The organism is Pseudomonas sp. Soil_N_39 (assembly GCF_057655955.1).
The window spans coordinates 84,670-97,894 of the sequence record NZ_JBDGLI010000017.1 but is presented as its reverse complement, the minus strand read 5'-3'; the positions used below and the strand labels follow the sequence as shown (position 1 = coordinate 97,894).

The following is a 13,225-nucleotide window of genomic DNA, read 5'->3' as shown; positions in this document are numbered from 1 at the left end:
TTCATTGCGAATATTCTTTGTTCATCCGTGACCCGGCACAACAGAGCGCATCGCAATGAACAGCCCTCGTACCCTCTACCAGAAACACATCGACAGCCACACTGTCGCTACCCTGGACGATCAAGGGCATGTATTGCTCTACATCGACCGCCAGGTGGCTAACGAATACACCAGCCCTCAAGCCTTCAGCGGGCTTCGCGAGGCGAAGCGTGATGTCTGGCGCCCTCAGGCCACGCTGGCGGTCGTCGACCATGTCAACCCGACCACCCCGAGTCGTGTCGCTGCCATGCCCGACGCCGGCGGCGCCTTGCAGGTCGCATATTTCGAGGAGAACTGTCGGGACTTCGGCATCGAGCTTTTCGATGTGCTGGACAAGCGCCAGGGGATTGAACACGTGGTCGCGCCGGAGCAAGGCTTTATCCTGCCTGGCATGGTGGTGGCCGCGGGCGACAGCCATACCACGACCTATGGCGCCCTGGGTGCGTTTGGTTTTGGTATTGGCACCTCTGAAATCGAGCATTTGCTGGCGACGCAGACGTTGGTCTACAAGCGCCTGAAAACCATGCGCGTCACGGTCACCGGTACGCTGGGCATGGGCGTCACCTCGAAGGACATCATCATGGCGCTGATCGAGAAGATTGGCGCGTCAGGCGCGACCGGGTACGCCATCGAGTTCGTCGGCCCGGTCATCAGCGCATTAAGCGTCGAGGCGCGGATGACCATGTGCAACATGGCAGTGGAGGCCGGCGCCCGGGGAGCCTTCATGGCGCCCGATGGAAAGGTCTATGACTACCTCAAGTCCAAGCCGCGTGCGCCTCAAGGCGAGCACTGGGATGTCGCCGAAAAAAAGTGGCGCGAACTCTTCACCGACGAGGACGCGGTGTTCGACAGGGAAGTGCGGGTGGACGTGGCTGCGTTGGAGCCGATGGTGACCTGGGGAACCAGCCCGGACCAGGCGTCGCCTGTGGGTGGCAAGGTTCCAGACCCAGCGACCGTCGCCGATCCGATCCTGCGCCAGGGCATGCAGCGCGCCTTGACCTACATGGGGCTGGAGGCCGGCATGGCGTTGAGTGACGTGCAGATCAGCCATGCCTTCATCGGCTCGTGTACCAACGCGCGCATCGAAGACTTGCGTGACGTCGCACGGGTGGTGAAGGGCAGGAAAGTCGCCTCGACAGTGCGGGCGATGATCGTCCCCGGATCAACTCTGGTGCGTGCCCAGGCTGAGGAGGAAGGCTTGGCCAGGATCTTCCTCGAGGCCGGTTTTGAATGGCGCCAGTCCGGATGCTCGATGTGTCTCGCCATGAACGATGACGTGCTTGCTCCGGGCGATCGTTGTGCGTCCAGCACCAACCGAAATTTTGAAGGTCGTCAGGGGGCGGGCGCACGCACTCACCTCATGAGCCCGGCGATGGTTGCCGCTGCGGCCATCCGCGGTTGCCTGACGGACGTACGCCTATTGGCCGAGGAGGCTTGAACCATGCAACCTTTTGAGATCGTGACTGGAAAAGCCGCGCCTTTGCTCGCCTCCAACATCGATACCGACGTCATCATGCCCAAGCAGTTCTTGAAGGGGATCGATCGAAGTGGCTTGGATAAAGGTGTGTTTTTCGATCTGCGTTTTCTTGAGTCCGGCGAGCTCAATCCAGACTTCGTCCTCAACCAACCAGCGTGGAGCGGGGCCAGTTTCCTGGTGACCGGGCCCAACTTTGGTTGTGGTTCCAGCCGCGAGCACGCGGTATGGGGGCTCAAGCAACTGGGGATTCGTGCACTGATCGGGATAAGCTTTGCCGGTATCTTCTATGACAACTGTCAGCGTAACGGCGTGCTCGCGATAGAACTTTGCGAATCGCAGCTACAAAGACTGGCTCGCGTAGTAAACAATGGGGCCACCGCGACCATCAGCGTCGATCTGCCGAACCAGCGGATTTGGCTAAGTGAGGGGTCGGTCATCGAATTCCCCATTGATGCGCTACGCAAGCAATCGTTGTTGTCGGGGCTGGACGCTATCGGCGCGACCTTGCAGCGGGCGGCGCAGATTCGTGATTTCGAAGCGCGTCACTACACAGAAAATCCGTGGCTGAACTGAGTTCCCAAGCGCCTGCCAGCTGCGGCTGCCGGGCGCTCAAGCGAGGGCGAGGGTTCTGAAATGCTCTTCGAAGAATTCGATACAGACCCTTAGCTTGGCGGACTGGCTGACCCGCGTCGGGTAAATGGCCCAGACATCGGCGCTCTGGGAATAGTCAGGCAGCACGTGGACCAGTTGTCCACTTTCAAGCAGGGGCTTGACGTCCCACAAGGAGCGCAGAAGGATGCCTGCGCCACTCAAGGCCCAGCGCAACACAATCTCGCCACTGTTCGATGACAGCGGGCCGTTGACGCGAATGGACTCTTCAACGCCGTCTTTTGTCAGGTTCCAGATGCCAAAGGCGTTGTTACGCTCCTTGAGCACCAGGCAATCATGCCGGGCCAGATCATCCAGGGACGTCGGGATGCCACGTTTTTCCAGGTACCCGGGGGTTGCACAGAGCACCCTGCGGTTACTCACGAGTTTTTTTCCCAGCAGTTGTTGAGGGAGGTCGTAACCCACCCTGATTTCAAGATCGAAGCCTTCGTTGACGATATCGACCATGCGATCAAACACGTCCAGGCGAATCTCCAGTCGAGGGTACAACTGCGACAGCGCGGCGATCGCGGGCGCGACGTGGTTGCGGCCAAAACCGAAAGAGCTGCAAATGTGCAGGCTCCCCTGCAATTGTTGGCGCGAGTCGGTCAACTCGCTGATGAAGTCGTCCATATCCCCCAGGAGTCGAGTCGCGAAGACGCGGACACGTTCGCCATCGTCGGTCAATGCGACACGTCGGGTCGTCCGATGCAACAGCTTCGCGCCTAACGCGGCCTCGAGGACGGAGATCCGCTTGCTGACGTACGCAGGGGAAAATCCCAAGGCCTCGGCAGCATTGCCAAAGCCGTTTTTGCGGATGACGGTGAGGAACACGCGCAGGTCCTCCGGCAGCAGGAATTGTTCTCGATGGGTAGGCTTGCGTCTCATGGCTTGGATTTATTCCAATGATGTGATCTGAGTCAGTTTGCAATGGATGCGCTAAACGTTCATGCGTTGCAATGCAAGTGCCCATCGATTACACCCCTGAGACCAGCTTTTAACACACCCGCCTGGAAATAAAAAATAGGCTCGAAGTCTTTCCGCGATATTGATCCGGTTATTTTTGGAGTGCCTGAGTTGCCGTTTGTTTGTCAGCGATATATGGATAAATTCTGTCCACTTGTCAGCGTAATTGCAGCCATTATTATTGGCGCACTGAGTGGTCTAGAAGAGGTTGTCATGGCGCAGTTATTTGAAGGTTGCGTAAAAGTGATCGTTCCCTGTGGTTCTTTGGGGGCGGGTGTTCGAGAAGAAGAAATTACTTATGGGCTGGCGGCAGGGGCGCAAGTCATCGCCACGGATGCAGGTTCAACGGACAGTGGCGCGGCCTACCTTGCACTTGGAAAGTCCAAGAACAACCGAGGCGCGGTAAAACGTGACCTGACGATATTGATGAAAGCGCAAGCGCGATCCGGTGTGCCGATCATTGTGGGAACCGCAGGGCAGGCCGGAGGTGATCTCAATCTTGATTGGACGCGCGATATTGCTCTGGAAATCGCCAAAGAGTTGGGCGTGTCGCCGAAGATTGCGCTCATCTATTGCGAGCAAGACAAAGACACCATCAAGAAACTCAATGCCGAAGGTCGTATCAAAGCGCTCCCGCCTCACGCCGAGTTGGAAGACGCAACGGTGGACAGTTGTGAACACATTGTCGCTGCACTGGGGGTGGAGCCCTTTATCGCGGCCTTGGACGGTGGTGCCGATATCATATTGGCCGGCCGCGCGACCGATACCGCCGTCATTGGCTGTTACCCCATCTGGAAAGGCGCACCGTGGGGCCCGTCCTGGCACGCTGGCAAGACCGGTGAATGCGGCGTGCAATGCGCCGTCAATCCCACGCTTGGATCGGGCATCTTGCTGAGTGTTGATGCGAACGGCTTTGAAGTCGAGCCCTTGAGCCAGGATAACCAGTGCACGCCCCATAGCGTCTCGGCGCATATGCTGTATGAAAACAGCGACCCATTCCGGTTGGTGGAGCCGGGTGGCATCCTGAATGTTGCACAGGCGCGTTATACCGATTTGAATGGACGTGCCGTTCGGGTGGAAGGCTCGCGCTGGGAAAGCATGCCCTACACAATGAAATTGGAAGGGGCGGCGGCGGGTTTATATCAAACGATCATGTTGGTGGGCATCCAGGACCCGGATGTGCTCAATGATGTCGATGGGTTTCACGATCGTTTGCTGGAAGCACTTTACACAAGAACCCGCCAATCCATTCCAGCCGAAGAGTTGGGCGAGTTTCATATTTCCCTGCGGATGTACGGGTGGAATGGCGTCACCGGTGTAAAACCGCCTGTCGGAACATTACCTCCGTCTGAAATAGGCATGTTGTTTGTAGCCACTGCTGCTACTCAGGAAATGGCTAATACAATTGCCCATGCCTGTAATCCTTACTTCTTTCATTATCCCAGCGTCATGGGCAAGGAATTACCTTCGTACGGATTCGCTTTTACACCTGCGGATATACCCCGAGGCCAAATTTATGAGTTCAAGTTGAACCATGTGGTGCAACTCGAGAATCCCATGGAGTTGATCCGTTTGAAATGGATTGATTTGTCGGACACGTCGATGGCGATGAAGGAGCTTGCACAATGATTAAGTTGCGTGATGTTTGCCGGCATGTCCGATCCAAACAGGCGGGGCCGTTCTGGATTACATTCGATATTTTTTTCAACGGACGCGAGAACTTCGAGCGTTATTGCGATTGTGCCGCACTGTCCCCGGCGCAATTTGCCAGGCTCTACGGAACCGATCCCGAACGAGTCAAGCGTATTGCAGTGCCGGACCTGGAAATGGTCAAGATTTCCTATCCTCGTGCAACGCCACAAGGCGGGATGGTCGAGCGGGACATGCACGCTGGCCAGCAATACGTCCGCTTGCTTGACGTCGTCATCGACTGAGACGTCGGGCGCCATGTCGTCCCTTGATCTGTTCGCCTCATGGACGAGGCCTGACCCACCTATTCAACCCGAGGTAGTTATGACGGACTCGACCGTTGCGATGCGGCTTGCGCGCTATGCCCACGCATTCAGAAAACAGCACTTGCCCGAAGCGATCATCCACCTTGTGCGCCAGCGTTTTATCGACAGCCTGGCGTGCGTGCTGGGTGCCTACGGAGCTGATCCGGTCGAGGCCGCCGTGTGCTACGCCGCCGCCAATACCGCGAAATCATCCAGCGTATTTGGTACGAACCTGCAAACAACGCCGGAAATCGCGGCCTTCACCAATGGCCTGATGGTTCGTTTCCTGGACTATAACGACGGCTACATGGGCCTGGAGCCGGGCCATCCGAGTGACAACATTCCAGCCTGCCTCGCCGTGGCGCAAGCGGAGGGGGCCACCGGTGCCGAACTGATTTCGGCTATCGTCCTGGCCTATGAAATCCAGATGCGCTTGCAGGATGCGGCAAGCTTGAACAAGCGTGGCTGGGACCACGTCAATTACATCAACGTCGCGATGGCGGCGGCGGCTTCCAACCTGATGAAGCTGGACGTGGCACAGACGGAGCAAGCGATCAACATCGCCGTGAGTGGTCACTTGGCCATGCGTCAGGTACGCAGCGGAGCGTTGTCCGACTGGAAGGGCTGCTCAGCCGCCAATGCCGCGCGCAACGCCATTTTCGCCGCTCAGTTGGCGCGTCATGGCATGACGGGGCCGTCGCCAGTGTTTGAAGGTGAGATGGGTTTCTTCAAACAGGTTTCGGGGCCGTTCGACCTGGAGACGAATCGTTTTGGTACGCCCGACAATGGCGATTACGCGATACGGCGCTCCCTGACCAAGACATTCCCCACCAATGGCGAGCTGCACACCGCCGTCTGGGCCGCGCTTGATATCCGCAAACGGATCGACGATGTAAAGGCCATCGCGACTATTACGATCGAGACATCTGAATTCAACCGTCGGGTACTGGCGGATACGCCTGAGAAATGGCTGCCGAAAACCAGGGAAACGGCGGACCACAGCCTACCTTACAACGTGGCCCGAGCCTTGCTCGACGGTGACCTCACGGTGGGTTCGTATTGCCCTGAAAAGATTGCCGACCCTGCGGTGATTGCCTTGATGGACAAGGTCAGCGTGGTCGAGGATCCGGCGTTGACCGCGCTGTTCCCACGCCATCTTGCCAACCGTGTCAGCGTCACCCTGGTTTCCGGCGAGCAAGTCGTGAGCGAGATGATCACCGGGCCCGGGTCAGTCGAAACGCCGATGACCGATCACGATTTCGAACGAAAATTCCGGCGCATGGCCTTGCCGCATATCGACGCATCGGCACAGGCCGAAGTGCTCGGGTTCGTCGCAGGCCTCGAGAAGCAGACCGAATTCACATCGCTGTTTGCGGCGATGGCTGTCTCCTAGCGGTCTGTCGCTCCAATGGGTTTTCGCCAAAGGAGCGACCGCACGGGGCTTAACGGCGGTCGGTCTCGGTTGCCGTAGGCAACGTCCCTACGTAACGGGCGCGAGGGCGGGCGTCATGGTGCTGGTTGTATTGCTCGCTGGCATGGGCTATCCAGCCGATCAAGCGACCGACGCCCGCCAATGAAATTTCCTGCCCGTGCAGCCCGAATTTCTGACCGATGAAGCTCACCAGCAGGATGAATTCCGGCGGGTACGCCACGAGTTCCGAGGCCACCGCAAAAGCTTTCTGCAGCTTTGCGAACTCGCTGTCACCCTCGAACACCGCGGTCAGCGCCGCCATGAGGTTACTGGCTCGCGGATCGTTGACGGAATGGACATTGGGGCCGAACCCGACAATGTGTCCGTCCTGGCTGTAGCGCTGCAAAATAGGTCGCGCAGGGTCCGCAGCGGTGCAGATTTCCTCGATCATCCTGCTGGCGGCTTCATTTCTTCCATACGCGATTTTGTGGCCCCGGGCTGCGGCAAGTCCGGCAATGACCGCGTAGTAGGGGGTTGCGCCGGTCGTGGCGGCGACACGCACGCTATGGGTGGTGTGATCCAACTCATGGTCGATACTGAGGATCAGCAGGCGCCGGATCAGGTCCGCATGCTCAGGCGGAGCGCCGCAGGCCTGGGTGATGAACTCATGCAAGGGTTGCGTGCTCGGTTCGGTCGCTCCCACGACCAAGGCGGCAAACCATCTCACGACATCGGCGCCGGTGCGCGCGTAGCTGTCCGTGGAAAGGTCGAAGGCCTTGGGATTTTCTCTTTGCACCAAGGGGAAAAGCGCGATGGCTTTTTCCTGGGCGGACATGTGTTCGTAGATCTTCAGCAGCTTGACACTGTCCCTCGGTACACGGGGCAGTGACGGGCCGAACGCCGAAGGCACTTGCCAGATCAATTCGGCGACTTCTTCAACCGTTGCGCGGTCCGCGAGCTCGACGACGTCATGGCCCCGATAAAACAGGCCATCATCGGTGATCAGCGTAATCGCGCTGTCCGACGGTGACGAGCGCTTGAATGCGTGTTTCTCTCCCGCCGGGCGCTTGACCAGGCGCTGGATGTCTTCGGCCCAATAGCGGCGCTTGGGCGTACCCGGGATCTTGAGGGAGCGGATATTTTTGCGGCTGACGTAGGCGTACAGCGTCGGCAGGCTGATCCCGAGTAGGGCAGCAGCCTCTTCTGCCGAAAGGTAGAGGTCTTCTTGTTCTGGCATGACGGGTCCGATCAGATTGATTGAAAGGCGTACATGTTTATTAGATATACCGTCATTTCATCAATGTAAACAAGGTAGCGGTTTTTCTTCAGTTCCACCCTAAAATTTTTCATCAAAACCGATGAACTTGACGGGGATATTGACGAAAAAAATCAAGATTTACAGGCTTTCGCCCCCTATGTAGATTTCGAGTGCGCAAAAGTTGTTCACATTGATTTTCGATGCATCGATAACAATAAAAACGAAAAGGTGAAACGCATGGCTTGGTTAGGTTTCGCAATGGTCGTCACGTTTATGGCATTGATCATAAGCAAGCGACTTTCCGCGGTGACGGCGCTCATTCTCATTCCGGTCGCTTTCGGGCTGGCCAGTGGGGCAGGGCCGGAACTGGGTGGGATGGTGATGGACGGCGTCAAGCAAGTAGCTCCCACCGCACTGATGTTGATGTTTGCAATTCTGTATTTCGCGATCATGTTTGACGCTGGGCTCTTCGAACCTGCGGTACGGCGGATTTTGCGGTTCGTCGGCAATGATCCTCTTCGAGTCGTACTGGGCACTGCGCTGCTGGCCGCTGTCATCTCGTTCGATGGCGATGGTGCGACGACGGTCTTGATCGTCACGACCGCGTTCCTGCCGCTCTACCTGCGCCTCGGGATGAACCCGCTCATTCTGGCGTTGATGCTCTTGCTGACCAATACCGTAGTGAACCTGATTCCCTGGGGAGGGCCGGTCGCCCGCGCCGCCAGCGCCCTTCATCTCGATGTGGCGGATATGTTCCTGGGCTTGGTGCCGGCCATGTTCGCGGGGCTTGCCTATGCATTCGTCGTGGCGTTCTGGATCGGCCACAAGGAACGGCGCCGCTTGGGCTGGACGCCCGGTAGCCAGTACGTCGCACCGGAGGAGGTCGCCTTGCCGACCGTGCAATCCGAAACACAGCGTCCGAAGCTTTTCTGGGTCAACCTGGCGCTCACCGCAGGACTCATGTACGCCATGGCGACAGGGCTGGCCCCTTTGCCCATGTTGATGATGGTGGGGTTTTCCCTGGCGCTGCTGATCAACTATCCGCGCCTGTCGGAACAGAAGGCACGGGTTGCGGCTCATTCTGAAAGTGTCCTGATGGTCATCGCCCTGATATTCGCTTCAGGTGCGTTTACCGGGATTTTGTCAGGCACTGGAATGGTCGATGGCATGTCGGCGAAAATCGTCCAGCTGATTCCCGACGGTGGCGGACAATACTTCGGCATTATTACCGCACTGGTGGCCTTGCCGCTGAACTTCCTGTTGTCCAACGACGCGTTCTTCTTCGGCATCTTGCCGGTGCTGGGGGCGGCGGGTGCCGAATACGGTATTGATCCCATGCACATCGCCCGTGCGGCGGTACTGGGACAGCCGGTCCATGCACTCAGCCCGTTGGTCGCGGCGGTTTATCTCATCAGCGGCATCATCAAACGCGACATGGGTGACATGCAACGATACTGCTTGCTCTGGGCCATAGGCAGCAGCCTTGTCTTGATTGTAACTGCCGTTATTACACGGGCGATTATTTGATTAATTAGTTCGCTGCGCCGAAGTTTGAAGGACGCCAGGTCGCGTCTGCTCACGTCAAAATAAAAATAATAGATGAGGTGGTCGATGAAATCGATTAACGCCGTCGCTATGACGTTGCTGTCGACATTGTTGGTGTCTGATGTTTGTCTATCGGCAACCATCAGCAATCCGGACAGGTTCCAGCATGAAGGCAAGCTGAATGCTTATCTTCGATCGATGTATATCAATACGCGGATATCCAACGATTTGATCGAAGATCGTTTCGGTGGGTTTCCGGACGGCTCCGAGTTGGGCGGGACAGGGGTTGGCGCGATCCTGGACTACAACTCCAGTTATTGGGCCGGTGTCGTAGGCTTTGATGCCTCATTGTATGGTGTGGCGATGATTGATTCGAAAGACAATGGTCGGGATTTGTTTGACGACTCCGACGGCACTAACGGTGGTTTCGCGAAAGTCGGTCAGAGTTATTTCAAGTTGCGTTATGAGGGCGAGGGCTGGAACGCCGATTCGCAAATAGGGCGGGGCCGGTTCGATGCGGGAACGTTGGTGACACTCGACACTCGGATCGTCCCGGGCTCCTATCAAGGAGGCCGGGCCCACTTGAACTTTACCGAGATGGGCATTGGCCCATTACCCGGTACGTTGGGGTTTGAAACCGCTTACATCAACCGCACATCTCCTCGGGACCGGGAAAAGTTCGAACACCTGCTGAGCCAGTCAGGCGAGGAAATAAAAGACCTGTACACCTACGGCATCAAATACGATTTGAAGGCCATTGAACTTGGCTACGATCATGGGGTGTCGCGAGACTTCAATGAAAATACCCGTTATGGACTGACGCTGAAAGCACCTCTCGGCGAAAAGGCGGGTGTTGTATTGGACACTCAATACTATGAGTTTCAAAAAGCCGGACGAATATGGGAGCGTGATTGGCAGGCCGGCCAGGCCGCTTATGACGATGACGCCACGTGGCTGAACATCAATCTGGGTTTATTGCTCGATAAACTTCGCCTGGGTGTTTCATTTTCCGAAACAAAAGCCGAGTTGAGCAACGGACAACTGGGCTACGCCTATTTCGATCATGGCGATAACGTCGATGGCAAGATGGATGCCTGGACACGTTCCGGTAACGACTTCAATAACGATGGCGAGCGAACCTGGCAAATAGGCGCCGAGTATGACTTGAGCGGGCATTCGTTGTTAGGGGCTTCGCTGGACGGTTTCAAAGTCATGACTATCTACAAACAAGGCGAATTTGATGCCACCGACCCTTTCAGTGGCCGACGCACTGACGTGATCGAACGACAGAATGAATACCGTCTCTACTATCGCTTTGACGAAAAAGAATATTCCGGACTTTCAGTCGGCCTGATTTATATCGATTACCGAATCGACCAGGACTTTGTCGCGCTGGTGTCCGCTCAACCCGACAACGTGGTGACTGGCTCAGAGGCTCGGGTGTACCTGGATTACGCATTTTGATTGCCGGACATACCTATCGAGAGGCCCGTGATGTTTAAACCTCGCCACACCATCGTGGTTACACAGCGATTCTTCGATTCAGAAACCGTGCATTACCTGGAGAGCCATGGCTGTGACGTTGTCGTCGCGCAGCTGGCTAAGGGGCAAGCGGACGGCGACCTGAGCGAACGCCAATTGATCGATCTCCTGGAAGACGCCGACGGTTGGATCGTCGGGCACGCGAACGTCACGTCGGGCCTGTTGAGTGCGCTCCCGCGTCTGCAAGTCATTGCCCGTCGTGGCGTGGGCTACGAGCGGGTCGATACCGCAGCGGTAGCAGCGGCCGGAAAGGTGGCGACCATCGCCATCGGCGGCAACGACGCCAGCGTTGCCGACCATACCGTGGCGTTGATGCTCGCCGTGTGCCGCCAGCTCAAACGCTGCCAGTTGGGGCTGTCGGCAAACGACTGGTCGATTCCCCTTGGGGGCGATCTGTACCGCAAGACCGTTGGTGTCGTCGGCTTGGGCCGGATTGGTCGGGGCGTGCTGCAGCGCTTGTCCGGGTTCGAAGTCAAACCGCTGATCTACACCCCTCGTCCGCGCGGCACACAGCTCGACGGTATTGCTCAAAGCTGCTTTGTCGACCTGGAAACGCTGCTCGAGGAAAGCGATTTCATCACCCTTCATGCGCCGCTCAACCTACATACCCAGGGGCTCATCGATGGCCGTGCGCTGAAGCGGATGAAACCTTCCGCAGTGCTGATCAATACCGCGAGGGGTGGGCTGGTACGGGATGCGGATCTGCTGTGGGCCCTGCGGGAAAACCAATTGGCCGGGGCAGGGCTCGATGTGTTCGAAAGCGAGTCGGATCCGGTGCTTTCGGCCGTGACCGAACAACTCATCCAGCTCCCGAATGTGATCGTGACGCCCCATGTCGGCGCCTCCACGGTCGAGGGGCTCAATCGTACCAACCTGATTGCCGCTCAATGTGCGGTGGCCGTGCTGCAAGGGCGTAGCCTGCCGGGTCATTGCGTCATCGCTGACGGACGTCGCTCTACAGGCTCGAAGGAGAATCCATGAATACCCCAATCAAAGTGCTGACGCCAACGGGTGCCATTGGCACCGGCTTCCCACGGGCGGCGTTTGACCAGGCGCTGCTGGAACGACCGGACGTGATTGCAATGGACGCGGGGTCTACCGACTCCGGTCCTCATTACCTGGGCACCGGCACGACCAAGGCTTCGGCCTCGATACTACGGGCCGAGTTGCGCGTGTTCATGCAGGCGCGGGCGCAATTGGGCATCCCGCTGATCATTGGCAGCTGTGGCACCTGTGGTTCCGACGCGGGCGTCGACTTGATGCGCGGCCTGTGCGAGGACATCGCCGCCGAACTCGGTCAGGTCGTACGTATTGCGAGCCTCTACAGTGAACAACCGGCAAGCGTCGTGAAACAAGCACTGGCCCAAGGTCGAATCAGGCCCTTGCAACTGGGTCACATCGACGATGCCCTGGTTGAGCGCTGCTCGCGCATTGTCGCGCTGATGGGCGTGGAACCCTTCATTCATGCGCTTGAAGACGGTGCCGATATTATCTTGGCGGGCCGTTCCACCGACACAGCGGTCATGGCTTCGCTGCCCATCCTGCGCGGAGCCCATCAGGGCGCTGCGTGGCATGCCGGAAAGATTCTGGAGTGCGGCGCGTCCTGCACGACGACGCCCGCCAGCGCGGTGGTGATGGCAACGATCGACGACACGGGATTCACCATCAAGGCCATCGGCGAGGGCGCCCGGCTCACGCCGCGATCAGTCATGGCCCACATGCTTTATGAAAACAGCAACCCCTACGTGCTCGTCGAGCCCGGCGGCGTATTGCACGTGGAAGAGGCGGTCTACACCGCGTTGGACGAACAGACCGTGCGAGTGGAAGGTTCGGTCTGGAAGCCCAGCGAAGACTACACCGTCAAGTTGGAGGGAGCGGCGCCGTGCGGTTTCCAATCGGTAGTCATGTGCATTGTCCGTGATCCGGAATACGTCGAGCGCTTCGATGAGTGGCTTGCCAGCCTGGATTCGGTCATGCGTCAGCGAATCGAAAAACACCTGGGCATCGGCTCCGATGACTACGACTTGCAGTTCCGCGCCATTGGCAAGGATTCCGCTTTGGGAGCCCTCGAGTCGCGAAGGGTGACGCCAGTGGAAATCGGTGTCATGGCGATAGCCACGTCGGCAACCGCCGAGCGCACCCAGGACATGGTCGCGTTGCTCAATCCCTACCTGCTGCACTTTCCGTTGCCCGGCGACAAGGACCTGCCCACCCACGCGTTCCCGTTCTCGCCGGCCTCGATGGACCGGGGCATGGTGCACGAGTTCGTGCTCAGTCATGTGATGGTCGTGGCAGACCCGTTGGCACCTTTCCGGTTTGCTATCAAGACAGTCGAGGGAGCATGA

General features: G+C 57.9%; 11 protein-coding genes. 9 read left to right on the top strand and 2 right to left on the bottom strand.

All coding sequences use genetic code 11. The features are described 5' to 3' along the window. The first annotated feature begins 55 nt into the window (after window positions 1-55). Both leuC and leuD read left to right on the top strand, forming a co-directional pair. On the top strand, window positions 56-1,477 hold the full coding sequence (gene leuC, locus AC3A5O_RS22545; protein WP_487753745.1) for a 3-isopropylmalate dehydratase large subunit: 1,422 nt from the start codon (window positions 56-58) through the stop codon (window positions 1,475-1,477). A 3-nt stretch (window positions 1,478-1,480) separates the two neighbouring features. Continuing rightward, entirely contained in the window at window positions 1,481-2,089 is a 609-nt protein-coding gene (leuD, locus tag AC3A5O_RS22540; protein WP_122568353.1) for a 3-isopropylmalate dehydratase small subunit, read from the top strand. 36 nt (window positions 2,090-2,125) lie between these two features. Here leuD and AC3A5O_RS22535 read toward each other — a convergent pair whose 3' ends face one another. Beyond that, complete coding sequence (locus AC3A5O_RS22535) at window positions 2,126-3,052, bottom strand: LysR substrate-binding domain-containing protein (protein ID WP_487753744.1); 927 nt, start codon at window positions 3,050-3,052, stop codon at window positions 2,126-2,128. A gap of 291 nt (window positions 3,053-3,343) precedes the next feature. Between AC3A5O_RS22535 and AC3A5O_RS22530 the strand changes: the two genes are divergently transcribed. From AC3A5O_RS22530 to AC3A5O_RS22520, 3 genes are all read left to right on the top strand, one after another. Next, window positions 3,344-4,759: an acyclic terpene utilization AtuA family protein gene (locus AC3A5O_RS22530; RefSeq protein WP_487753743.1), complete on the top strand. Its 1,416-nt coding sequence runs from the start codon at window positions 3,344-3,346 to the stop codon at window positions 4,757-4,759. Continuing rightward, complete coding sequence (locus AC3A5O_RS22525) at window positions 4,756-5,064, top strand: DUF4387 domain-containing protein (RefSeq protein ID WP_122568355.1); 309 nt, start codon at window positions 4,756-4,758, stop codon at window positions 5,062-5,064. Before AC3A5O_RS22530 ends, AC3A5O_RS22525 begins: the two co-directional genes overlap by 4 nt. A 79-nt stretch (window positions 5,065-5,143) precedes the next feature. After that, window positions 5,144-6,517, top strand: a complete 1,374-nt coding sequence (locus AC3A5O_RS22520; protein ID WP_305470613.1) for an MmgE/PrpD family protein — start codon at window positions 5,144-5,146, stop codon at window positions 6,515-6,517. A 49-nt stretch (window positions 6,518-6,566) separates the two neighbouring features. On the opposite strand, the gene AC3A5O_RS22515 is transcribed toward AC3A5O_RS22520, so the two are convergent. Further along, window positions 6,567-7,772, bottom strand: a complete 1,206-nt coding sequence (locus AC3A5O_RS22515; RefSeq protein WP_122568356.1) for a citrate synthase — start codon at window positions 7,770-7,772, stop codon at window positions 6,567-6,569. A gap of 258 nt (window positions 7,773-8,030) precedes the next feature. Here AC3A5O_RS22515 and AC3A5O_RS22510 point away from each other — a divergent pair, with 258 nt between their 5' ends. The 4 genes from AC3A5O_RS22510 (at window position 8,031) to AC3A5O_RS22495 (ending at window position 13,225) form a co-directional block, all read left to right on the top strand. Next, entirely contained in the window at window positions 8,031-9,320 is a 1,290-nt protein-coding gene (locus AC3A5O_RS22510) for a CitMHS family transporter (protein ID WP_305471185.1), read from the top strand. A gap of 84 nt (window positions 9,321-9,404) precedes the next feature. Further along, the gene (locus AC3A5O_RS22505; protein WP_122568358.1) at window positions 9,405-10,802 is read left to right on the top strand and encodes an OprD family outer membrane porin; all 1,398 of its coding nucleotides are present in this window, start codon (window positions 9,405-9,407) and stop codon (window positions 10,800-10,802) included. Between the two features lie 30 nt (window positions 10,803-10,832). Next, window positions 10,833-11,861 (top strand): phosphoglycerate dehydrogenase, encoded by a 1,029-nt coding sequence (locus AC3A5O_RS22500; protein ID WP_305470615.1) that lies wholly within the window; start codon window positions 10,833-10,835, stop codon window positions 11,859-11,861. Beyond that, complete coding sequence (locus AC3A5O_RS22495; protein ID WP_305470616.1) at window positions 11,858-13,225, top strand: acyclic terpene utilization AtuA family protein; 1,368 nt, start codon at window positions 11,858-11,860, stop codon at window positions 13,223-13,225. The genes AC3A5O_RS22500 and AC3A5O_RS22495 overlap by 4 nt, the downstream gene beginning before the upstream one ends.